22 protein-coding genes and 1 pseudogene are annotated in these 21,255 nt (G+C 71.1%); 9 read left to right on the top strand and 14 right to left on the bottom strand.

Annotated features, from left to right (window positions below):
* The 4 genes from JWR33_RS08935 to dut all read right to left on the bottom strand — a co-directional run.
* Positions 1–556, bottom strand: a 556-nt coding sequence (locus JWR33_RS08935) for an aconitase family protein (protein ID WP_297411207.1), incomplete at its 3' end; no start/stop codon positions are given.
* A 181-nt stretch (positions 557–737) separates the two neighbouring features.
* On the bottom strand, positions 738–1,481 hold the full coding sequence (locus JWR33_RS08940; RefSeq protein ID WP_297411209.1) for a DUF3159 domain-containing protein: 744 nt from the start codon (positions 1,479–1,481) through the stop codon (positions 738–740).
* A gap of 5 nt (positions 1,482–1,486) precedes the next feature.
* Complete coding sequence (locus tag JWR33_RS08945; protein WP_297411211.1) at positions 1,487–2,113, bottom strand: DUF3710 domain-containing protein; 627 nt, start codon at positions 2,111–2,113, stop codon at positions 1,487–1,489.
* The gene (gene dut, locus JWR33_RS08950; RefSeq protein WP_297411213.1) at positions 2,106–2,585 is read right to left on the bottom strand and encodes a dUTP diphosphatase; all 480 of its coding nucleotides are present in this window, start codon (positions 2,583–2,585) and stop codon (positions 2,106–2,108) included. Before dut ends, JWR33_RS08945 begins: the two co-directional genes overlap by 8 nt.
* Before the next feature lie 38 nt (positions 2,586–2,623).
* Between dut and JWR33_RS08955 the strand changes: the two genes are divergently transcribed.
* Complete coding sequence (locus JWR33_RS08955; RefSeq protein ID WP_297411215.1) at positions 2,624–3,067, top strand: DUF3093 domain-containing protein; 444 nt, start codon at positions 2,624–2,626, stop codon at positions 3,065–3,067.
* A gap of 61 nt (positions 3,068–3,128) precedes the next feature.
* Here the strand turns inward: JWR33_RS08955 and JWR33_RS08960 are convergent, their stop codons facing one another.
* Positions 3,129–3,422: a DUF4193 domain-containing protein gene (locus JWR33_RS08960; RefSeq protein ID WP_297411217.1), complete on the bottom strand. Its 294-nt coding sequence runs from the start codon at positions 3,420–3,422 to the stop codon at positions 3,129–3,131.
* 185 nt (positions 3,423–3,607) lie between these two features.
* On the opposite strand from JWR33_RS08960, the gene sepH reads away from it, so the two are divergent.
* Positions 3,608–4,675 carry a septation protein SepH gene (sepH, locus tag JWR33_RS08965; RefSeq protein ID WP_297411218.1) on the top strand — a complete coding sequence of 356 codons (1,068 nt, stop codon included), beginning with the start codon at positions 3,608–3,610 and terminating at the stop codon, positions 4,673–4,675.
* Here the strand turns inward: sepH and JWR33_RS08970 are convergent.
* A complete protein-coding gene (locus JWR33_RS08970; protein WP_297411220.1) occupies positions 4,672–5,733 on the bottom strand; it encodes a nucleotide pyrophosphatase/phosphodiesterase family protein in 1,062 nt (353 codons plus the stop codon). The genes sepH and JWR33_RS08970 overlap by 4 nt on opposite strands.
* A gap of 205 nt (positions 5,734–5,938) precedes the next feature.
* Here JWR33_RS08970 and JWR33_RS08975 point away from each other — a divergent pair, with 205 nt between their 5' ends.
* Entirely contained in the window at positions 5,939–8,398 is a 2,460-nt protein-coding gene (locus tag JWR33_RS08975; protein ID WP_297411221.1) for a DNA topoisomerase IV subunit A, read from the top strand.
* A 60-nt stretch (positions 8,399–8,458) separates the two neighbouring features.
* Here the strand turns inward: JWR33_RS08975 and JWR33_RS08980 are convergent, their stop codons facing one another.
* Positions 8,459–10,543 carry a DNA topoisomerase IV subunit B gene (locus JWR33_RS08980; protein WP_297411222.1) on the bottom strand — a complete coding sequence of 695 codons (2,085 nt, stop codon included), beginning with the start codon at positions 10,541–10,543 and terminating at the stop codon, positions 8,459–8,461.
* Between the two features lie 244 nt (positions 10,544–10,787).
* On the opposite strand from JWR33_RS08980, the gene JWR33_RS08985 reads away from it, so the two are divergent.
* Both JWR33_RS08985 and JWR33_RS08990 read left to right on the top strand, forming a co-directional pair.
* Positions 10,788–11,012 carry a hypothetical protein gene (locus JWR33_RS08985; RefSeq protein ID WP_297411223.1) on the top strand — a complete coding sequence of 75 codons (225 nt, stop codon included), beginning with the start codon at positions 10,788–10,790 and terminating at the stop codon, positions 11,010–11,012.
* Positions 11,013–11,111: 99 nt separating this feature from the next.
* A complete protein-coding gene (locus JWR33_RS08990; protein WP_297411225.1) occupies positions 11,112–11,570 on the top strand; it encodes a hypothetical protein in 459 nt (152 codons plus the stop codon).
* Between the two features lie 38 nt (positions 11,571–11,608).
* On the opposite strand, the gene JWR33_RS08995 is transcribed toward JWR33_RS08990, so the two are convergent.
* From JWR33_RS08995 to JWR33_RS13555, 3 genes and pseudogenes are all read right to left on the bottom strand, one after another.
* Complete coding sequence (locus JWR33_RS08995; protein WP_297411228.1) at positions 11,609–13,027, bottom strand: APC family permease; 1,419 nt, start codon at positions 13,025–13,027, stop codon at positions 11,609–11,611.
* A 166-nt stretch (positions 13,028–13,193) separates the two neighbouring features.
* Positions 13,194–13,481 (bottom strand): YchJ family metal-binding protein, encoded by a 288-nt coding sequence (locus JWR33_RS09000; RefSeq protein WP_366073994.1) that lies wholly within the window; start codon positions 13,479–13,481, stop codon positions 13,194–13,196.
* Positions 13,482–13,520: 39 nt separating this feature from the next.
* A pseudogene (locus tag JWR33_RS13555) lies at positions 13,521–13,718 on the bottom strand (SEC-C metal-binding domain-containing protein); the annotation flags it as partial.
* Here JWR33_RS13555 and JWR33_RS09005 point away from each other — a divergent pair.
* A complete protein-coding gene (locus JWR33_RS09005; RefSeq protein ID WP_297411231.1) occupies positions 13,717–14,244 on the top strand; it encodes a hypothetical protein in 528 nt (175 codons plus the stop codon). The pseudogene JWR33_RS13555 and the gene JWR33_RS09005 overlap by 2 nt on opposite strands.
* Here the strand turns inward: JWR33_RS09005 and JWR33_RS09010 are convergent.
* Positions 14,234–15,160 carry an NAD(P)-dependent oxidoreductase gene (locus tag JWR33_RS09010; protein ID WP_297411233.1) on the bottom strand — a complete coding sequence of 309 codons (927 nt, stop codon included), beginning with the start codon at positions 15,158–15,160 and terminating at the stop codon, positions 14,234–14,236. The genes JWR33_RS09005 and JWR33_RS09010 overlap by 11 nt on opposite strands.
* A gap of 90 nt (positions 15,161–15,250) precedes the next feature.
* On the opposite strand from JWR33_RS09010, the gene JWR33_RS09015 reads away from it, so the two are divergent.
* Positions 15,251–16,888: an amidohydrolase gene (locus JWR33_RS09015; protein WP_297411235.1), complete on the top strand. Its 1,638-nt coding sequence runs from the start codon at positions 15,251–15,253 to the stop codon at positions 16,886–16,888.
* 10 nt (positions 16,889–16,898) lie between these two features.
* Positions 16,899–17,723: an alpha/beta fold hydrolase gene (locus JWR33_RS09020; protein WP_297411237.1), complete on the top strand. Its 825-nt coding sequence runs from the start codon at positions 16,899–16,901 to the stop codon at positions 17,721–17,723.
* A 393-nt stretch (positions 17,724–18,116) separates the two neighbouring features.
* Here the strand turns inward: JWR33_RS09020 and JWR33_RS09030 are convergent, their stop codons facing one another.
* Positions 18,117–18,806, bottom strand: a complete 690-nt coding sequence (locus JWR33_RS09030; protein WP_297411239.1) for a class I SAM-dependent methyltransferase — start codon at positions 18,804–18,806, stop codon at positions 18,117–18,119.
* A gap of 151 nt (positions 18,807–18,957) precedes the next feature.
* On the opposite strand from JWR33_RS09030, the gene JWR33_RS09035 reads away from it, so the two are divergent.
* Positions 18,958–19,914: an NYN domain-containing protein gene (locus tag JWR33_RS09035; protein WP_297411241.1), complete on the top strand. Its 957-nt coding sequence runs from the start codon at positions 18,958–18,960 to the stop codon at positions 19,912–19,914.
* Between the two features lie 73 nt (positions 19,915–19,987).
* Here the strand turns inward: JWR33_RS09035 and JWR33_RS09040 are convergent, their stop codons facing one another.
* Both JWR33_RS09040 and JWR33_RS09045 read right to left on the bottom strand, forming a co-directional pair.
* Positions 19,988–20,419 carry a hypothetical protein gene (locus JWR33_RS09040; RefSeq protein ID WP_297411243.1) on the bottom strand — a complete coding sequence of 144 codons (432 nt, stop codon included), beginning with the start codon at positions 20,417–20,419 and terminating at the stop codon, positions 19,988–19,990.
* Positions 20,420–20,460: 41 nt separating this feature from the next.
* On the bottom strand, positions 20,461–21,255 hold a 795-nt coding region (locus JWR33_RS09045; protein WP_297411245.1), incomplete at its 5' end, for an HNH endonuclease signature motif containing protein.

Here is a 21,255-nt window from a genome sequence, read left to right on the forward strand (position 1 = left end):
GCGCGAGGTACTCGATGTTCACCTGGTGCACGATGCCGGTGCCGGGCGGCACGACCTTGAAGTCGTCGAACGCGGTCTGCCCCCAGCGGAGGAACTGGTAGCGCTCGCCGTTGCGCTCGTACTCGATCTCGACGTTGCGCTCGAAGGCGTCCGCCTGGCCGAACAGGTCGGCAATGACCGAGTGGTCGATCACGAGCTCGGCGGGCGCGAGCGGATTGATCTTGGTGGGGTCGCCGCCGAGGGCGCCGACCGCCTCGCGCATGGTGGCGAGGTCGACGATGCAGGGGACGCCGGTGAAGTCCTGCATGACCACGCGGGCCGGGGTGAACTGGATCTCCGTGTCCGGCTCGGCCTGGGGGTTCCAGCCGGCGAGGGCGCGGATGTGGTCGGCGGTGATGTTGAGGCCATCCTCCGTGCGGAGGAGGTTCTCGAGGAGCACCTTCAGGCTGTACGGCAGCGAGGCCGAGCCCTCGACCTTGTCGAGCCGGAAGATCTCGTAGTCGGTCCCGCCGACCGAGAGGCGATCCTTGGCCCCGAAGCTGTCCACTGCGGACATGTCGTCCTCCTTCTCACGAGGGCGACGCCCTCAAGTCCATCCTCGTTGCGCCGAGCGGGCGTCTGCGCCCTCGTGCCATTCTCTCCTCGGGTCCTGGAGTGCACCAGGAAGGCCTGCCTTACCGGGGCCGCTCAGGAGTTCCGAAAACTATCTCGACGTCGAGATAAAACTAGCACCGCGGTCAGCTCTGGCCGGCGGGGCCCGCACCGACCTCGCGGCTCCCGGGCCCGGCCGGGAACGCGGCGCGCACGATGAGCAGGGAGAGCACGAGCAGCGGTGCGAAGAGGGGCAGCCCCATGATCAGCTTGAAGGTGCCGAGCAGCTCGGTCTGGCCCGAGAAGTAGAGCGGCGCCTGCACGGCGAGGCGGAGTGCGAACAGGGCCACCCACATCAGGGTGAGCCCCTGCATCGCCCGGAATTTGCGCCGGCTGCCGCGCCACGCGGTTCCCTCCCCGTAGAGGAAGCCGATGGCGACGCCGAGCAGCGGCCAGCCCACCAGCACGGAGACCAGCAGCCCGCCGCCGTAGACGGCGTTCGTGAGGAGCCCGAGCACGAAGTTGTCCTCGGCCCGCCCGGTGAACAGGGCGAGGCCTGCCGAGGCCAGGGTGGCGACGAGGCCGCCGACCGCGGGCGAGACCGGGCTGCGCTGCAGGACCCGCAGCAGCACGAAGACGGCGGCCATCCCCGCGGAGACGCCGAGCGCGAGCGGCAGCGACGAGGTGATCGAGAACAGGAGCACGAACAGCACTCCGGGCACCAGCGCCTCGAGGATGCCCCGGACGCCGCCGATCGAGTCGAGCACCGTGCGGCCCGTGACCGGCGCGCCATCGGCGACCGTGCCGAACCCGGCCCGCCGGGCGGCGGCCGCGAGGGCCGCGCCGACCGCCTCGTCCGGAGCGTCCTCGCGCGCGGGTCCGTCCGCCATCCGGCTCACGCGCCAGGAAGCTGCGTGCCGACCTGCGGGCCGGCGGAGCCCGTCGGCACGTGCAGGGGAATGAGGTCGCGGGGCGGCATCGGCGTCGCGCCGCGCACCACCACCACGCTGCGGAAGAGGTCCTCGATGTGCATCGCCGCCTCGGGGTTCACCGCCCCCTCGCCAGCGATCACGCCGCGGAGGAACCAGCGGGGACCGTCGACACCGATGAAGCGCGCGATCCGGGACGACTGCGGCTGGCCGGGACCCGCCACCACCGGGATGTTCGCCACGAGCTCCGGGCCGAACGGCCCATCCGCCTCACGGGTGGTGCCGCCCTGCTTGCGGATCTGCTCGGCGATCTGGGCACGGATCTCGTGCCACAGGCCGCTGGACCGGGGCGCCGCGAACGGCTGCACCTGCAGGGTCGAGCCCGCGTAGTCCAGGCCGACCGCGACGACCCGCTTGGTGTTCTCCTCGACCTCGAGGCGCAGATGCAGCCCCTCGCGAGGAACGATCTTGACCCCGCCGAGGTCGACGTAGGGGCGGACCGCGTTGGCCTCGCTCACGTCCAGGGGCCCGGTGGACTCCCGGTCAGGGGGTGCCGACTTCGGCTGCGAGACCTCGCCCGTCGAGTCACTCATGAGTGGATCCTTCCTTGCTGGGCGGGGTGCCGGTCCCCGTCGCATAGCCGGTCGAGCCGAAGCCGCCGTCGCCCCGGTGCGATCCCGGGAGGACGTGGACCGGCACGAACCGGACCGGCGACACCGGCATCACGACGATCTGCGCGATCCGGTCGCCGGCGCGCACCCGATACTCCTCGGTGCGGTCCGTGTTGAGAAGCACGACACGGATCTCTCCACGGTATCCCGCGTCGATCGTGCCCGGGCTGTTGACGATCGTGATGCCGTGCCGGAACGCGAGTCCGCTGCGCGGCACGACGAATCCGACGTACCCCTCGGGGAGCGCGATCGCCACACCGGTCCCCACCGTGACCCGCTCTCCCGGGGCGAGCACCGCGTCCTCGGCGGCGGCGAGGTCGGCCCCCGCGTCGCCCGGGTGGGCGTATGAGGGGAGCTGGTTCCCCGTGATCAGCACCGGCACGCTCTGAAGCACGGGACGAGGCTAGCCGATCGGGTCTGATGGAATGAGGTGTGCCCTACCGCGAACGCCTCTCGCCCTCACCGTGGATCTACCTGGCCTGTGCGCTGATCGTCCCCGCCTGCCTGCTCGTCTTCGCGCCCATCTCCTGGCTGGCCGGCATCGTCAGCGCCGTGCTGCTGTTCGGCGGCGTCTGCGCGCTGCTCTACTTCACCTCGCCGACGCTGACGGTGCAGAACGGGGAATTCCGGGCCGGAACGGCCCACATCCCGCTCCGCTTCACCGGGGCGGCGACCGGCTATCGGCGGGAGCAGGCCACGGCGGCGCGCGGGGTGGACCTCGACGCCCGCGCCTTCCTCCGCCTCCGGGGCTGGGTCGACCCGGTCGTGCGCGTCGACATCACCGACCCGGAGGACCCGACGCCGTACTGGCTCGTCTCCACCCGCCGGCCGGAGGAGCTCATCGCGGCCCTCGAATCGGCGCGCGCCACCGGCTAGGACCCCGGACGCACGAAAGGCCCCGGTCTCCCGGGGCCTTTCGTCCGCGTGTGTGCGGGTCTCAGAGCTGGCACTCGGCGCAGACCGGGCCCAGCTTCGTCTCGTGGTCGAGCTGCGAGCGGTGCTTCACAAGGAAGCAGGACACGCAGGTGAACTCGTCCGCCTGAGGCGGGAGCACGACCACATCGAGGTCCAGGTCCGAGAGATCGGCACCCGGGAGATCGAAGCTTGCGGGATTATCGGCGTCCTCGACATCCACAACTCCGGACAGCTTGTCCGGGACACGCTCCTTCAGCGCTTCGATCGACTCGGAGTCGTCGTCGGTCTTGCGAGGGGCGTCGTAATCGGTCGCCATTCCCATCCACTTCTTCTACATCGGCCGTGATTGGCGGCGACAGTCTGCTGGATCGGCCCAGTGATTGCAAACCCGGGTTCGGGCGTGACGCCGACGGGTACAGAACTTCCGGCGCGCCCTCCGTATTCCCCGGAATGCTGGCCCCCCGGTGACATCCTGAGGGGGACGAAGGAGAGGCCGCGCGCATGCAGCATCTGAGGGCCGTCGCCATCGAGAACGGCGCCATTCTGGCGACCGCACAGGACGGCAGTCGATACCGGATCGAGCTCGACGAGGAGCTGCGGGCACGCCTGCGCGGTTCCGCCGCCGGAGGTGGCGCAGGACGCAAGTCCTCGCCGCGCGAGATCCAGACCTACATCCGGGGCGGCATGTCCGCGGAGCAGGTGGCGAAGCTCACCGGTGCGCCGCTTGAATACGTGCAGCGCTACGAGGGACCGATCCTCGCCGAGCGGGAGTACATGGCGAGTGCGGCTCTCGCGGTGCCGATCCTGTCCCTGCGCAATCCGGAGGACCCCGAGGGCGCGCCTCCCACCTTCGGCGCGGTGCTCGCGGAACGCCTCACCCAGCTCGCGGCCTCGGGAACCCGCTGGTCCAGCTGGAAGGAGCCGGAGGGCGGGTGGGTGCTCAAGGTCGCCTTCACCGCGGACTCCATCGAGCACGATGCCCGTTGGGCCTTCGACGCCAAGAAGAGCGCGCTGCTTCCCCTGAACAGCGAGGCGGTCGCGCTCTCCCAGCAGGGTGACCTCGGCGGCACCCTCATGCCGCGGCTCCGCGCCGTCACCGCCGAGCCGGGCGTGCCCAGCACGTCGCGCTTCGACTCGGCCGTGTTCGACTTCCCCGAGGAGGCTCCGACGCCAGACCCGGTCCTTCCTCTCGAGCCCGCGGCGACCACCGGACGAGTGCGGCTGCCGTCGGCCTACACGGGCTCCATCGGCATCGTCGGCCGCGACCAGCCGCCGGCCGAGCCGGCCCCGACCGCCGACCTGCTCGAGGCCCTCCGCCGTCGGCGGGGCGAGCGCGAGTCGGCGAGCTTCGAGGACGAGAGGCCGGAAGGCCGTCACCCGAGCACCGGGGCGATCCGCCTGCTCGAGCGGGTGCGCGGTGAGCAGCCCACCGACTCGGTCGACCTGCCCGGTCGCCCGTCCTCCGCCACTGGACCGGTCCCGACCAAGGGATCGCGCCGGGGGCGCACCTCCATGCCCAGCTGGGATGAGATCGTGTTCGGCGCCCGTCCGGAGGACGACCCGGCCTAGGCCCCGAACCGCAGCAGCGGCACGCGCGTCTCCTCGCTCGTCCAGGAGCCGTGCTGCCCGATCATGCCGCGCGAGCCAGCGGTCGCGGTCCGCGAGTCGTAGTAGGCGACGAGGGATCGGGCGGCCACCAGGATGTCGCCGATCCTCGGGGCCACCTCGGCATCGACGGGGCCGTACCAGCCCTCCGCGATCGCCTCCTCCCGCGACCGGACCCAGGCACGCTCCCCCTCGGCGGTCCGCCAGCGCTCGAGCAGCGCCCGCCGCTCCCCCTCCGCCAGGTCCGACTCCAGGTAGAGGTGCAGCAGCCGGGGCTCGCCGCCCACGTGCCGCACCCCGTCGACGAGCATCGGGTTCTCATCGAAGAGGATCTGCCGATGCTCGGGGACGTCCACGATGCCGTGGTCGGCGGTGACGAGCAGCAGCACGTCTCGCGGCAGCCGGGCGAGAGCGGCCCGGAGCGCGCCGTCCACCTCCTCGAGGGCCTCGGCCCAGGCATCCGACTGCCAGCCCTTCGCATGCGCGGCGCTGTCCACCTCGGGGATGTAGAGGTAGACGACCGCTGAGCCCTGCCGCACCTGCTCGAGGGCGGCGGCGAAGCGGTCGGTGATGGACTCGGCGGCCACATAGTCGGCGCCGCGGAGGATCGCTGCGGAGAACCCGGACGAGCTGTACCGCGCCGGCCCCACCGCGACGCCGCGGACGGCGCCCTCGCTCTGCGCCTCCTCGAAGACGGTGGGGCACCGCTGCCAGACCTGCGGGTCGACGGAACCGCCCCACCCGCTCAGCTGGTTGACGATCCGGTCGGTGGCGGCATCGAGCACCGAGTAGCTCACGACGCCGTGCACGCCGGGCAGGACGCCCGTCATGAGTGTGGACAGGGCCGCGGCCGTGGTGGTCGGGACGCCGGTCGCGAGAGTGGACTTCTTGCTCAGCGCTCCGGCGAGCGTGCGGGCGTAGCCGGCCCGCGCCTTGAGCGCCGCCGCGCCCAGGCCGTCGATGAGCACGACGATCGCTCCGCGGGCCGCGGGCAGCTTCAGAGGATTGCTCCTCCCCCTCACCGCGGCGAGGCAACTGGGCAACACCGCGTCCAGATGAGGGCCTGTGCCGGGCGTCGTCGCTACCATGAGGGACACCCGGGTCAGTCTGGCACAGCGTCGTTCCGCCCTGACCGTCCCCCGAGCCGACCCGACGGCTCCTCGCCCCGACCGCTCTCGAGCACGGGACGAGCATCAGAACGAACACGCGACAGGATCGGCCGCGACCATGACGAGCACGGAAATCCCGCCCGGCGGAAGCGTCGAGCGCATCGAGGACGTCGACGTCTCCTCCGAGATGCAGGGCTCGTTCCTCGAGTACGCCTACTCGGTCATCTACTCGCGAGCGCTGCCGGACGCCCGCGACGGCATGAAGCCCGTTCAGCGGCGGATCCTCTACATGATGTCCGACATGGGCCTGCGGCCCGACCGGGGTCACGTGAAGTCGGCCCGCGTCGTGGGCGAGGTGATGGGCAAGCTGCACCCGCACGGCGACTCGGCGATCTACGACGCGCTCGTCCGTCTGGCCCAGCCGTTCACGATGCGCCTCCCCCTCATCGACGGGCACGGCAACTTCGGCTCGCTCGACGACGGCCCGGCCGCATCCCGGTACACGGAGGCGCGCCTCGCGCCGGCCGCGATGGCCATGGTCGAGGACCTCGACGAGGATGTCGTGGACTTCGTGCCCAACTACGACAACCAGCTCACCCAGCCCGAGGTGCTCCCCGCCGCCTTCCCCAACCTGCTCGTCAACGGGGCGAGCGGCATCGCCGTGGGCATGGCGACGAACATGGTGCCGCACAACCTCATCGAGGTCGTCGCCGGCGCGCGGCACCTCATCGCCCACCCCGACGCGACCCTCGACGACATCATGCAGTTCATCCCGGGCCCCGACCTGCCCGGGGGCGGCACCATCACCTCGCTCGTCGGGGTGCGCGACGCGTACGCGACCGGTCGCGGCAGCTTCCGCACGCGCGCCAAGGTGCGGGTCGAGAGCCTGACCGCACGGAAGTCCGGACTCGTCGTGACCGAGCTGCCCTATCTCGTGGGCCCCGAGCGAGTGATCGAGAAGATCAAGGACGGCGTCAACGCCAAGAAGATCCAGGGCATCTCGGACGTCAACGACCTGACCGACCGCAAGAACGGCATGCGGCTCGTCATCGGCATCAAGACGGGCTTCAGCCCCGAGGCGGTGCTCGAGCAGCTCTACCGGCTCACCCCGCTCGAGGAGTCGATCGGCATCAACAACGTCGCCCTCGTGGACGGCGGGCCCCGGACGCTGGGGCTGCTCGAGCTCCTCCAGGTCTACGTCGGCCACCGCATCGAGGTCGTCACCCGGCGCACCCGGTTCCGCCTCGACCGCCGGCGCGAGCGCCTGCACCTCGTCGAGGGCCTCCTCGTGGCGATCCTCGACATCGACGAGGTCATCCAGGTCATCCGCGGCAGCGACGACTCCGAGCAGGCCCGCACCCGGCTGATCGACGTGTTCGACCTGGACCAGATCCAGGCCGAGTACATCCTCGAGCTGCGCCTGCGCCGCCTCACCCGCTTCTCCCGCATCGAGCTGGAGGCCGAGCGGGACGAGCTGCGCGCCGAGATCGCCTTCCTCGAGGAGCTCCTCGGCAGCGAACAGCTGCTCCGCACGGTGGTCAGCGACGAGTTGCAGGCGGCGGCGGACAAGTTCGGCACCCCCCGCCGCACCCTCCTCACGGACGGCAAGCCCTCGCTCGCGAACTCCGCCTCCGCCGCGAAGAAGGCGGCCTCGCTCGAGATCCAGGACGTGCCCTGCACCGTCGTTCTCTCGAGCACCGGCCGCGCCGTGCGGGTGGATGCTCCGGACGGGGTCGTCGAGCCGCTCCGCTCCGCGAGGCGCAGCAAGCACGACGCCATCCTCTCCACCGTGGTGGGGACGAGCCGGGGCGAGTTCGGCGCGGTGACGACGGCGGGGCGCATCGTGCGCTTCACCCCCGTCGACCTGCCGGTGGTTCCGCCCAACTCGGTGCAGCTGGGCGCCGGAACCCGGATCGGCGACTACCTCGGCGGCCTCGGCAAGGGCGAGCGGATCATGGGGCTCGTGTCCCTCACCTCGGACAGCCCCATCGCTCTCGGCACCCGGGACGGCATCGTCAAGCGCGTCACCCCGGGCGGCTACCCCAACAAGCCCGACTTCGAGGCGATCGCCCTGAAGGGCGGCGACGAGGTCGTCGGCGTCGCCCAGCCCGGCGAGGACGAGGAGCTCGTCTTCGTGTCCTCCGACGCCCAGCTCCTGCATTTCCCGGCCTCGGCAGTGCGCCCGCAGGGCCCGGCCGGCGGCGGCGTCGCGGGCATCAATCTGGGCGAAGGGGCGCGGGCGATCTTCTTCGGCTCGGTCGCCAAGCCGGAGCACGCGGTGGTCGCCACCGTGTCGATCGGCTCGGGCACGCTCGCCGGCACCGACCCCGGCCGAGCCAAGGTGAGCCTCTTCCTCGACTTCCCCGCCAAGGGACGCGCCACAGGGGGCGTGCGTGCGCACAGCTTCCTGAAGGGCGAGGACACGCTGTCGGTCGCCTGGGTCGGCACGGACCCCGCGCTCGCGGTCGGGCCGGACGGCTCGACCCGCACCCTCCCGGAGCCGGGCGCCCGCCGGGACGCCTCGGGCCTGCCCGTCGACGGGGTCGTGGGCTCGATCGGCGCCCAGCTCGGCAACTAGCTGAGCTCGGCAATCGGCTGAGGCCCGGCTTCCCCGGCCCAGCGTCCTCCGTTCAACCCGCTAGACGTCGATCTTGTCGCGGTCGAGGTCGCGGGAGCCGTCGATGATGAATTCCTTGCGCGGGGCGACGTCGTTGCCCATCAGCAGCTCGAAGACGCCCTCGGCGGCCGCCGCATCGGAGACGCGGACGCGGCGCAGCATCCGGTAGCGCTTGTCCATGGTGGTGGACGCGAGCTGATCGGCATCCATCTCCCCGAGGCCCTTGTAGCGCTGGATGGGGTCGACGTAGTTCTTCTTGTCGCGCTTCAGCTGGGCCAGCAGCCCCTGCAGCTCCTGCTCCGAGTAGGTGTAGATCGTCTCGTTGGGCTTGGTGCCCGGATGCTTCACGATCACCCGGTGCAGCGGCGGCACGGCGGCGAACACCCGGCCGTCCTCGATCAGCGGGCGCATGTAGCGGAAGAACAGGGTGAGCAGCAGCGTGCGGATGTGAGCGCCGTCGACGTCGGCGTCGCTCATCAGGATGATCTTGCCGTAGCGGGCGAGGTCCAGATCGAAGGTGCGGCCCGACCCTGCCCCGATCACCTGGATGATCGAGGCGCACTCGCTGTTGCTCAGCATGTCGCTGACGGAGGCCTTCTGGACGTTGAGGATCTTGCCCCGGATCGGCAGCAGCGCCTGGTACTCGCTGTCGCGGGCGAGCTTGGCGGTGCCGAGCGCGGAGTCCCCCTCCACGATGAAGATCTCGCTGTTGGCGACGTCGCTGCTGCGGCAGTCGACGAGCTTCGCGGGCAGGGACGAGGACTCGAGCGCGTTCTTGCGGCGCTGCGTCTCCTTGTGGGTGCGCGCCGAGATGCGCGCCTTCATCTCGGACACGACCTTGTCGAGCACCATGGACGCCTGCGTCTTGTCCTCGCGCTTGGCGGAGGTGAACCGCTCGGTGAGCGCCTTGGTGATCACCTGGGTGACGATGCCGCGGACGGCCGGCGTGCCCAGCACCTCCTTGGTCTGGCCCTCGAACTGCGGCTCGGGCAGGCGCACGGTGAGCACGGCCGTGAGGCCGGCGAGCACGTCGTCCTTCTCGATCTTGTCGTTGCCCACCTTCAGCCGGCGGGCGTTCGCCTCGACCTGGGTGCGCAGCACCTTCAGCAGGCCGGCCTCGAAGCCCGCCTGATGCGAGCCGCCCTTGGGGGTGGCGATGATGTTGACGAAGCTGCGGGTGGTGGTCTCGTAGCCGATGCCCCAGCGGAGCGCCACGTCGACGACGCACTCGCGCTCCACCTCGGTGGCGACCATGTGCCCGTTCTCCTGCAGGACCGGGATGGTCTCGGTGAAGGTGCCGGTCCCGGTCAGTCGCCAGGTGTCGGTGACCGGACCGTCGGAGGCGAGGAAGTCGACGAACTCGCCGATGCCGCCGTCGTAGCGGAACTGCTCCACGAGCGGCTCTGCGCCCCGCTCGTCGGAGAGGGAGATGCCGAGGCCCGGAACGAGGAAGGCGGTCTGCCGGGCGCGGGCGACGAGGTCCTCCACCGAGAAGGTGGCGTCCCGGGAGAAGATCTGCCGATCGGCCCAGTACCGCACGCGGGTTCCGGTGACGTTCTTGCCGACCTTGCCGATGACCCGGAGCTCGCTGCCGGAGATGAACGGCGAGAACGGCGAATCGGGCGAGGGCACCCCGTTCGTGTCGGCGAAGTTGCCGGGCTCGCCCCGGTGGAAGGACATCGCGTAGGTCTTGCCGTTGCGGTCGACCTCCACGTCGAGGCGCTCGGACAGCGCGTTCACGACCGACGCGCCCACTCCGTGCAGGCCACCCGAGGCGGCATACGAGCCGCTGCCGAACTTGCCACCGGCGTGCAGCTTGGTGAACACGACCTCGACGCCCGTAAGGCCGGTCTTGGGCTCGATGTCGACGGGGATGCCTCGAGCGGTGTCCCGCACCTCGACGCTGCCGTCCGCGTGCAGGCGGATCCCGATCTCGTCGCCGTGGCCGCCGAGGGCCTCGTCCACCGAGTTGTCGATGATCTCCCAGAGACAGTGCATGAGGCCGCGGGAATCCGTGGACCCGATGTACATGCCGGGGCGCTTGCGCACCGCCTCGAGTCCTTCGAGGACGGAGAGGTGCCGTGCGGAGTAGTCGGGTTGGGCCACATCCGCAAGGCTAAGCGCCTGTTCCGACAGGCGGCTGTCCGCCACACCTGCGTGCCCCTATTGCGGGCATGGCGCGAAGTGACGCGGCGTGACACGCTTCGACCCCACGTGACGGGCGTTTCGTCGATCAGGTAACGATCGGCTACGCGCAGAGCGAAACGGTGACAAGGTGGACCGGAAGCGGAACACCGCCGTGCTTTCATTGTTGAACCCAGTGACGCACCGAAAACCAGAGGAGCAGCACATGTCGAACACCGCTACTGACGCCCTTGATGCTCCGACCTACGTTCTGACCGCGCTCGACCGTTGCGACAGCTGCGGCGCGCAGGCCTACATCCGGGTGGAACTGGGAAGTGGTGAGCTGCTGTTCTGTGCTCACCACGGCAAGAAGTACCAGGAGAAGCTTTCGTCCGTCGCCCGCAGCTGGCACGACGAGTCGAGCAAGTTGACGGCGGACTCGCGGGCCTGATCCGCGGAGATTCCCGTCTCGAGCCGTCCGCGATATTCGCGGGCGGCTCGAGTCGTCTCCGGCTCTGAACTCCCCGCGGCCCGCCCTAGTCTGCTCGTGATGCATCGACCGCCGAGACTCCTCCGCTCCTCGACGACCTCCGGTGCGCGAGCCGCCCGCGTCGGCATGGTGGCCGCCCTCGCCGTCGGCCTGGCCGGCTGCGCGGGCCAGCCTGCGCCCGGCGTCATCGCCGAGTCCCGCACCGACGACTCCGCGCCGGCCCAGTTCCGCAACCGGGAGCCGCTGCCCTCGTGCGGCGCCTACGACCTCGGCCAGTCGGGCCCGCTTCCCGCGGATGCCGTTGCCTGCATGAACGACTCCGCGGCGAGCGGCGCCGAGCTCACCGTGTCGAGCAGCACCACAGACGACGACACGGTGGTCACCTACTACCGCACAGGACCCGAGATCGAGGGCTTCCAGCTCTTCGTCGACGCCACCAGACACCGGTCCGGCACGGGCACGTGGAGCGAGCAGAGCTGCGTCTCGGACGAATTCGTCTGGCCGCTGGTCTGCGGCTGACCCCGACCGGTCATCACCTCGCTCGCGTGCCGACGGCTCTACTCGACCTTCTCGAAGTCCTGATCGATCTCGCCCTGCTCGTATCCGCTTCGTCGCCGGTGCAGCCAGGTCACGGCCCAGAGGACCACCCCGATCACGAGCAGGATGAGCGCGATCTCGTACTGGGCAGGGTCGCGACCGGAGGTCCACGGCAGCACGAGGTAGACGCAGGCGAGAGCGCCGACCACCGGGAGGACGCTCGGGGTGCGGAAGTGATCGTGGTCCACCGGCTGCCGGCGCAGCACGAGCACCGCCACGTTCACGACCGCGAACACAGCCAGCAGGAGCAGCGAGGTGGTGCCGCCGAGCAGCAGCGCGATCGGACCCTCCGGGTCCAGGGAGATGTAGGCGATCAGCCCGAGCGCGATGGCGGTGGTGAAGAGGATCGCCGCCCACGGCGTCCGCCGCCCGGGCAGCACCCGCGAGAGGAAGGGCGGCAGGATGCGCTGCCTGCTCATCCCGTAGAGGAGCCGGCTCGCCATCATCATGTTGATCAGTGCGCTGTTGGCGACGGCGAACAGCGAGATGAACGGGATGAGCACCGAGATCGGGAAGTCCGGAGCGGCGGTCTCCACCACCGTCACGAGCGGGGTGTCGTTGCCGGCGAGCCTCCCGACGGGCACGAGAGCCACCGCCACGACCGAGACGAGCACGTAGATGACGGCCGTGATGCCGAGGCCGGTGAGCATGATCCGCGGGAAGATCCGGCTCGGGTCCTTCGTCTCCTCGGCCATGTTCACCGAGTCCTCGAACCCGACCATCGCGAAGAAGGCCAGCGACGTCGCGGTGCTGATCGCGAGGAAGACGTTCTTGTCGTCCGGCGTCTCGAACGCCACCACCCGCGAGAAGTCCGCCTGGCCGCCGAAGATGGCGAAGAGGCTGATGAAGATGACCAGCAGGAGACCGGAGAGCTCCACCAGGGTCAGCACCACGTTGAGTCCGACGCTCTCCGCGACTCCGCGGAGGTTGACGAGGGCGATCAGCAGGATGAACGCGAGGGCGATCGTCAGCTGGATCACGGGCGACTTCCCCAGCCCGAAGCCGATGGCGAAGTTGCTCGCGAAGGCGCCCGAAGCCGCTGACGCGGAGGTGATGCCCGAGGACATCACCGTGAAGCAGACGAGGAACGTGACGAAGTGGATGCCGAACGCCTTGTGGGCGTACAGGGCGGCACCCGCGGCCTGCGGGAACTTGGTCACGAGCTCGAGGTACGAGCACGCGGTGACGAGGGCCACGGCGAACGCGATCAGGAACGGCAGCCACGCCGCCCCACCGACCTCGGCGGCAACCTGACCGGTCAGCGCGTAGATGCCGGTGCCGAGGATGTCCCCGACGATGAACAGCAGGAGCAGCCTGGGGCCCATCACGCGCTTGAGCTCGTGCTGCGGATCCCGGGGCGACTGCTCAGTGACGGCCATCTCGACGGGAGTCCTCTCGCGGCGGCGGAGCGCGAGCCCCGCGACGGGTGCTGCAGGCGGCGCAGCCCGGTGAGCACAGTCTTGACCGGCGCGCCGCCCGCGGTCCAGCTCTCCCCCGGGCGTTGACAAGGCCGCGATCAGTCCGGACGCGTCGGCCCGGGCGCGATCAGTCCTCGAGCAGGTCGCCGTCCAGATACACCCAGGAGCCGTGCTCGCGCACGAACCGGCTCCGCTCGTGCAGCACCTCGAGGCCGGTCGGGCTCCGGTACACCGCGCGGAACTCGACCATCCCCTCGTCGTCGCCCGCGCCGCCGCGCGCGGTGTCGACGATCTGCAGCCGCCGCCAGGTGAGCTCCGGGTCCAGCCGCAGGTCGGCGGGACGGGTGCCGGAGTGCCAGCTCCCGGCGAGGTAGTCGGGGAGACCGAGCGCGAAGGCGGCGTATCGGGCGCGCATAAGCCCCACCGCGGCGGGCGCCGGCTCTCCCTGATGGAGCGGCTCGCAGCACTCCGAATAGGCAGCCCCGCTGCCGCAGGGGCAGCGATCCGGCCGCCTGGACTGCACTTCGCTCATGGGCTCCCCTTCCCTCACGTCCTGTCTACCGCAGGACGAGGCATGGTCGGCGAACACGCGCGCTTCTTCCCGGCTCGTGAACCCGCCAGAATGGGCCAACCAACGAGGAGGCGTCGTCATGGCGAAGAAGAAGCCGAGCAAGAAGAAGGACTCCAGCGGCAGGGCCGCCAAGGCGGAGAGCGCGGGCAAGGGCGGGAAGAGCAGCAAGACAGGCACGGCGGCGAAGGACCTGACTACCGCCCTGAAGAAGAGTGCGGCCAAGGCCATGGAGCAGCTCGGCCGCGCACAGAAGGCGCTCCGCAAGGCGGAGAAGCGCGTGGACAAGGCGAAGGCGAAGGCCGAGAAGGTCGCCCCCGGCGCGACGAGCGCTCCTCCCGCGTCCGCGCCACCCTCGCCCGGTGATGCACCGGCCCCTGCACCGGCTCCCGCAGCGACCTCGAACCCGGCCCCGGCGCCGGCCACGGCCGCACCCTCGACACCGGCCGACGCCCTCACCCCACCGCTGCCCGCTCCTGTTCCGGAGGGCGGCGACGAGCCCACCGCCGCGTGGACGGTCGTGCGGCTGCGCGCTCTCGCCCAGGAGCGCAAGGTGCCGGGCTACACCACCATGTCGAAGGCGCAGCTGCTCGAGGCGCTCACCGCGTAGCCGCCGCAGCGCGCCAGCCGTCCTCGACCGACGGGTAGCGCGGCGTCCACCCCAGATCGCGGTGCGCCCGTTCGCTCGTGACCCGCAGGTCGAGGCGCGTCATCAGCTCGGCGGCGTACGGGAGCGACGCGCGGAGCAGCCAGGCCGGCACGACGAACGGCGCCGGTGCGCCGAGGGCCCGAGCGGCGGCCGTCATGTGCCTGCGCCACGACACCGGGGTGTCGTCCGCGACGTTGTAGGCGCTGCCGGGCACGCCGCGGGTGAGCGCCGCCACGGTCGCCGCCGCCGCATCCTCGTGGTGCACGGTCGGCACCTTGCCCTCGAACCTCGTGACGGGGAGCACCTGCCGGCGGAGCATCCGCGCCACGACCGGCGCATCGAGTCCGTAGAAGAGGCCGTAGCGCAGCGAGATCCCCTCGATGCCCGGCGTGCCGAGCACCTGCCGCTCGGTGGAGGCGAGGGCTGCGTGCACCCCGTCCGTCGGGGCGCCCTCGGGCTGGCCGAACGGCGCGTCCTCGTCGACGAGCGGCGGGTGGGTCCGCCGGTAGCCGTAGCCGAACACGATCGACTGGGTGAGGAACCGGGTTGCGCCGAGCTCGACGGCGGCCTCCAACAGGTGGGTCGTGCCGCGGTCGCGCAGCTCGTTGGTGGCGCGCATCGACCGGTAGTGCGTGGGCGCCGACGACAGCGCGGTGAGCTCGTGCACGACCGCGTCGGCCCGCTGGCCTCGCACCGCCGCGAGGAACCGGTCGCGGTCGAGCACATCGGCGACGAGCGGCTGCACCCCTCGCGCCCGGAGCCGGACGGCGCTCTCCGGCGATCGGGTGACCCCCACGATCGTGTGCCCCGCCTGCTGCAGCTGGGGGACGAGGGTGCGGCCGAGGGTGCCGGACGCACCGGCGAGGAGGATTCTCATGCCTCCTTTCTAGGGCCTTAGGGTGACGGAGGACGAAGGTGTGGATGCCCGGCTGGGCCGCCTTCGCCATCGATCCCGAACCGGAGCACCATGACCGACCTCGCCTTCCTCGACCTCGTCGTCACCGCCGACACCATCCACACGGCGGCGGAGTCCGCCGTCACCGCGGTGGGCATCCTGGACGGCCTGATCGTCGCCGTCGGCAGCCGAGAGGAGTCCGCCGGCTGGGGCACGCCGCAGACCCGGCGGGTGGACTTCGGCGACGCCACGATCACCGCCGGGCTGACCGACGCGCACTCCCACGCCATCACGGGGGCGACGACGACCGCGCTCGGAGTCGACCTCTCCCCCGCGCGGTCCCTCGACGACGTGCGCGCGATGATGCGCGACGAGGCGGCGCGCACTCCCGAGCCCGGCTGGGTGCTCGGCTGGGCCCTCGACCCCAACCTGTTCTCGGGCGCGACGATCACCTCTGCGCTGCTCGACGACTCGGTGGGCGACCGCCCCGCGTTCGTGCGGCTCTTCGACGGCCACGCGGCCCTGGTGTCCCAGGCCGCCCTCCGGGTCGCGAACATCACCGGCCCGGTGGAGTTCACCACCAACTCCGAGGTGGTGTGCGACGTGGACGGCCACCCCACCGGCCTGCTCCTCGAGGAGGCGGAGAACGTGATGCGCGCCGCGATGCCGCAGCTGACGGAGGCGCAGAAGCGCGTCAACGTGCGGCGGATCCTGGAGGAGATGGCGGCGACCGGCCTCACCTCGGTGCACCTGATGAACTTCGACGAGTCCTCCATCGAGCTGCTGCAGGAGCTCGAGCGGGAGGCGCCTCTGCCCATCCGCCTGCGCTGCTCGCCCTTCTTCGACGCGGGCGCCGAGGTGCACGGGGAGATCGAGCGGGTGACCCGCCTGCAGGGCATCCGCGGCGACCGCTGGGTCGTCGACGGGGTCAAGCTGATGCTCGACGGCACCATCGACAACGGCACCGCCTGGCTGCACGAGCCGGACACGCACGGCGAGTCGACGAAGTCGCAGTGGCTCGACCCCGACAACTACCGCCTCGCGGTGCTCACCCTGGCGCGCCGCGGCATCGACACGGCGACGCACGCGATCGGCGACGCGGCCATCCTCGCGGCCGTGGAGACCATCGCCGCGATCCCGGATGAGCAGAAGGCGGCGACCCGGCACCGGATCGAGCACGTCGAGACGATGCCCGCCCGCACCATGGAGCGCTTCGTGGCCTCCGGCGCCATCGCGAGCATGCAGCCGACGCACTCGACGCTCTACGTCTGGGCGGACCACACCGACAACTGGAGCGAGCGGCTCGGGCACGAGCGCGCGGCCATCAACGGCTTCCGCTATCGCGAGGTGCACGATGCCGGCGCGGTCCTCGCGCTCGGCTCGGACTGGCCGATCGCCCCCTACGACCCGCGCCAGATCCTCGCCGACGCCCAGCTCCGCCGACCCTTCGACCGCCCCGAGACTGCGCCGGTCCTGCCGCGGCAGGCCCTGACCGCCCGGATGGCGCTCGAGGGCTACACGAGCGCGGCGGCGTACTCGGTGGGCTGGGAGTCGCTCACCGGCACCATCGAGCCGGGCAGGTACGCGGACCTCACCGTGTTCTCCGCCGACCCGCTGACCACCGACCCTGAGGCGTTCGCGAGGTCCCCGATCGTCGCCACCCTGGTCGCCGGGCAGATCCTCCGGGGCGGCGCCGCGAGCGAGGAGTAGAACGGAGGGCGTGCAGCGCATCTCCACGTTCTCCCGGCACGGCCTCCGCTTCGACGTGACGGACGAGGGGCCGATCGACGGTCCCGTCGTGGTGCTGCTGCACGGCTTCCCCGCCAACCGCGGCGCCTGGAACGGCGTCGCGCCGCTCCTGCACGCGGCGGGGATGCGCACTCTTGCCCCGGACCAGCGGGGCTACTCGCCAGGGGCGCGCCCGACCGGTCGCGCCGCGTATCGCCCCCGCGAGCTGGTGCGGGACGTGGTCGCGCTGATCGACGCGTCCGGAGCCGAGCGCGTCTCGATCGTGGGGCACGACTGGGGCGGCATCGTGGCCTGGTGGCTCGGCACGGTGGTCCCCCAGCGGCTGGACCGGATCACGGTCGTCTCGACCCCCCATCCTCGGGCGCTCACCGCGTCGCTGCTGTCCTCGGATCAGGCCATCCGCTCCTCCTACGTCGGGCTCCTGCAGCTCCCGGTGCTCCCGGAGCGACTGCTGCTCCCCCGCCTCGGCGCACTGCTGCGCTCCAGCGGCCTCCCCCACGCGGTGGCCGACGACTATGCCAGCCGGATGGCCGAGCCCGGCGCGCTCACCGCCGCCCTCAACTGGTATCGCGCACTGCTGGTCCCGGGCGGCGGGCGCGCGAACGGGGACGGCCGGATCCACGTGCCGACCCGCTACGTGTGGGGACGCCAGGACTTCGCGCTCGGCAGGCGGCCCGCCGAGCTGACCGAGCGCTACGTCGCTGCGCCCTACGACTTCGTGGAGTTCGGCGGCGGGCACTGGATCCCCGAGAAGGCACCGGACTACCTCGCGACGCAGATCCTCCGGCCTCTGTGAGTCAGGGGCGCCCGCCGGATCACGAGGCTGACGACCGACGCGACGACGCAGAGTCCCGCCGCGCCGATCGAGGCGAGCGTGTACTCGCCGGTGCCGTCTCGGATCACGCCCGCGACGGTGGCAGCGATGGCGGCGCCGATCTGTGCGACGCGATCACCCAGCCAACACGATCGGACCGTCCGCGCGGAACAGCTCGCAGCAGAGCGCGACGGTGGGCGGCACGGTGGCGACCCCCAGTCGAGTCCGTAGATGACGATGAACACGATCATCGGCCGGATGCACGGTCGCCGACAGCAGGAACGGCAGGGCGAGCAGACCGACCCCTCGTCCGGCGGCACCGGTCCGCCTCCATGTGCCGGGAACTCCGCGACGCCATGGCCGCCCGGTCGGAGGTCAGAGCGGACGACGCCGCCGCCGGAAGCGGACGACCGTCGTCCCGCCCTCCGTCAGAGCCACCGTCCTGGCCTGGTCGAACTCGAACCACGGGTCCACATCGTCCTGCAGCTCGGACACGTCGATGGCTCCCCCGAGCGGAGACGGCCCCGCCGCGGCGACGAGCACGCCGCCGGGAGCCAGCACACGATGGAACTCGGCGGGCATGTGCGGGGCGAAGGCGCCGAGCAGCACGGAGGCGGCACCGGTCCGCACCGGCCAGTCGCGTGTGGGATCGCAGAGCAGTCCGTCCGCGCCGCTGCGGGTCATTGCCCGGGCGACCAGGGCCGGCGAGGAGCTCAGCACGAGTGCACGCCAGCCGGGCCGGTGCGCGAGCAGGGCCGAGGCGAGGTGTCCCCCGGTCCCGCTCAGGTCGAGCAGCCGGCCGCCCGCGGCGGCCGGCGTGACGGCATCGACGGCCGCGAGCAGAGGGTCGAGGAGACCCGAGCCGAACCGGGCATCGATCGCGTCCAGTACGGGTCCTCGAGGACCGTTCGGGAGCCTCGCGCTCTCTCGGACCAGCCCGGCGTATCCGCGCTTGTTGAGCTCGAAACGGTGTCCGCTCGGGCATCCCAGCCGGCCTGCCCCGACCTCCTCCAGGTCCCGGGCGCAGGTTGGGCAGCGAAGCCAGGGCGCGAGCCCGGCGGTCATCGCCGCATCGGGGCGTCGCTGCAGCCCGGCAAGCCGATCGTCAGGACGTCCACGGCTCTCCCCTCCGGTGGGTCAGGCTAGCCGAGGGGCGTTCGCGACCCCGGTAGCGTAGGAGGGCCGCGGCTTCCGCCGCGCGACGATCGGAGCACGAATGGCAGACCAGACGGAGGGCCGCGTCGCGGTCTACATCGACTTCGACAACATCGTCATCTCCCGCTACGACCAGCTGAACGGCAACATGGCGTGGCGCAACGACAACGCCCGCAACGTGGTGCCCGCCCGCACCGGCGGGGACGAGACGGCCACCAGGCTCGCCGAGGCCGAGGTCGACGTGGGCGCCATCCTCGACTACGCGTCCTCGTTCGGCACGGTCGCGCTGAGCCGGGCCTACGCCGACTGGTCGGTGCCGGTCAATGCGAGCTACCGCAAGCAGCTCGTCAACCGCGCCGTCGACCTCACCCAGCTCTTCCCGACCACGAAGGCGTTCAAGAACGGCGCGGACATCCGCCTCTCCGTCGACGTGCTCGAGGACCTCTTCCGCCTGCCGGATCTCACCCACGTGGTGATCGTCGCGGGCGACTCCGACTACATCGCGCTGGCGCAGCGCTGCAAGCGGCTCGGCCGCTTCGTGCTCGGCATCGGCGTCTCCGGGCGCACGAGCCCCGCCCTCATCGCGGCGTGCGACCACTTCGAGATGTACGACGGGATCCCCGGCGCCGTGACGCCGGAGCGCGCCGCTGTTCCGCCGGCGGCATCGGCGGGCACCACCGTCGACTCCCCCGCCGCTGAGGAGCCCCGCCGCGGGCGTCGTGCGACCGCCGCGCCCGAATTCCTCGCCCCGACCGATGAGGCGACGGTGGAGCCGGCCACGGCGATGTCCGACGAGACCGCGACGCGCCTCCTCGTCCGTGCGCTCGAGCTGCTGCTGGCGAAGGATGACGAGGAGTGGAAGAACGCCGCATCCGTGAAGTCGCAGATCCGCCGCCTCGACCCGTCCTTCAGCGAGCGGACCCTCGGCTACCGCAGCTTCACCGACTTCCTCAATGCGCGCAGCGACCTCATCGAGGTGAAGACGGAGGGGTCGGAGCGGCTGGTGCGGCTGCGCTGACCGGCTGCCGTGACCGGCTGCGCTGACCGGCTGTTCTGTCGCCGACGCTGATTGCCCGGCACCGGGAGGGTCCTCAGTGCAGGGCGGCCTTGGCGTCGTCGATCGCCACCTTCAGCTCGAGGAGGGGCAGCAGCAGACGTCGGCCGTCCACGAGCGCCTGCGCCTCGAGGAACTCGACCAGCGCCGCTACCGTGTGCAGCTGGACTCTGCGGTCCTGCAGATTCGTCGGCAGCCATGCGTCCGTGACGAACAGCCGGAGAACCGGTAGCAGCTGAGGCGCCTTCATCGCGTGGTGGAACGGCCAATGCAGGCAGAACTGGCGCTCCAGTTCGAGCAGCACGCGCTCCTCAGACGTGAGCAGCGCTGAACCTCCGCGTTCGATGCAGTCCGAGAGGCGGTTGGCGACGTTCACGATGCGTTCGAGGCGCAGTCCCGTTGCACGGATGGAGCGGCGGGCGAAGAAGGTGCCGAGGATGTGCTCGACGGAGGGCGAAACGGGTGTCATGCCGGGAGGGTGCACCGCACCCCCGACATCGGGAAACCGAGTCAGGCAGGGGGCAGAGCCGGTCGTCCCGCGGGCCTCGGTCGCCGAGTGGCGTCGATCCACGGTGGCGGGATCAGATGTCGAATCCCGTCGATCACTCGCATCTCCCACCCGTCGTTGTCGAACCGCCGATGATGGAAGGGGCACATGAGTGCGCCGTTGTCGAGGTCGGTCGGGCCGCCGTTCTCCCATGCAGTGAGGTGGGCGGCTTGGCATCGACCCGGCGGCTCCGGACAGATGGACCAGATGCAGCCGCCGTCTCGGACGGCCATGGCCAAACGCTGCGACTCGGAGAACAATCGCCGCCCTTGGCCGAGGTCCAGGGGCTGTGACGCCCCGCCGAGGACGACCGGGATGATCCGGGCGTCCGCCGCGAGCCGGCGGGCGGTCCCCGCGCTGATCGGGGCATCCACACCGGCGATCGTGGCAGAGCCGACCCCGGAGACGAGCGCCTCGTGGTCAATGGTCACGAGAACGGTGACCGCGGTCCCGGAGACGTCGCCGTCGTCGGCCGTGAGACTGTCCCGAGCGATCGAGACCAGCGCATCGAGACGCCTCTGTTCGAGCGTGCGGGTGTCCTGCAGTGCCTCGTCGAGTTCGGGGGCGTCCTCGTCGAGGAATGCGACCGGCCTCCTCGGGGTGGTCCGGGCGTCGAGTGCGGTGGCGAGGAAGCCGGCCGCCTCCGGGTGGGCGTCGATCACCCAGCGGAGCAGCCCGTCCCGCCGGTGGATCACCTTGAAGCCCGACTTGGCGCGCAGCTCCTCCTCGCGGGGCTCGGCGCCGTCGGGATCGAACCG

It is taken from the genome of Naasia sp. (assembly GCF_025465545.1).
Lineage (GTDB): Bacteria > Actinomycetota > Actinomycetes > Actinomycetales > Microbacteriaceae > Naasia.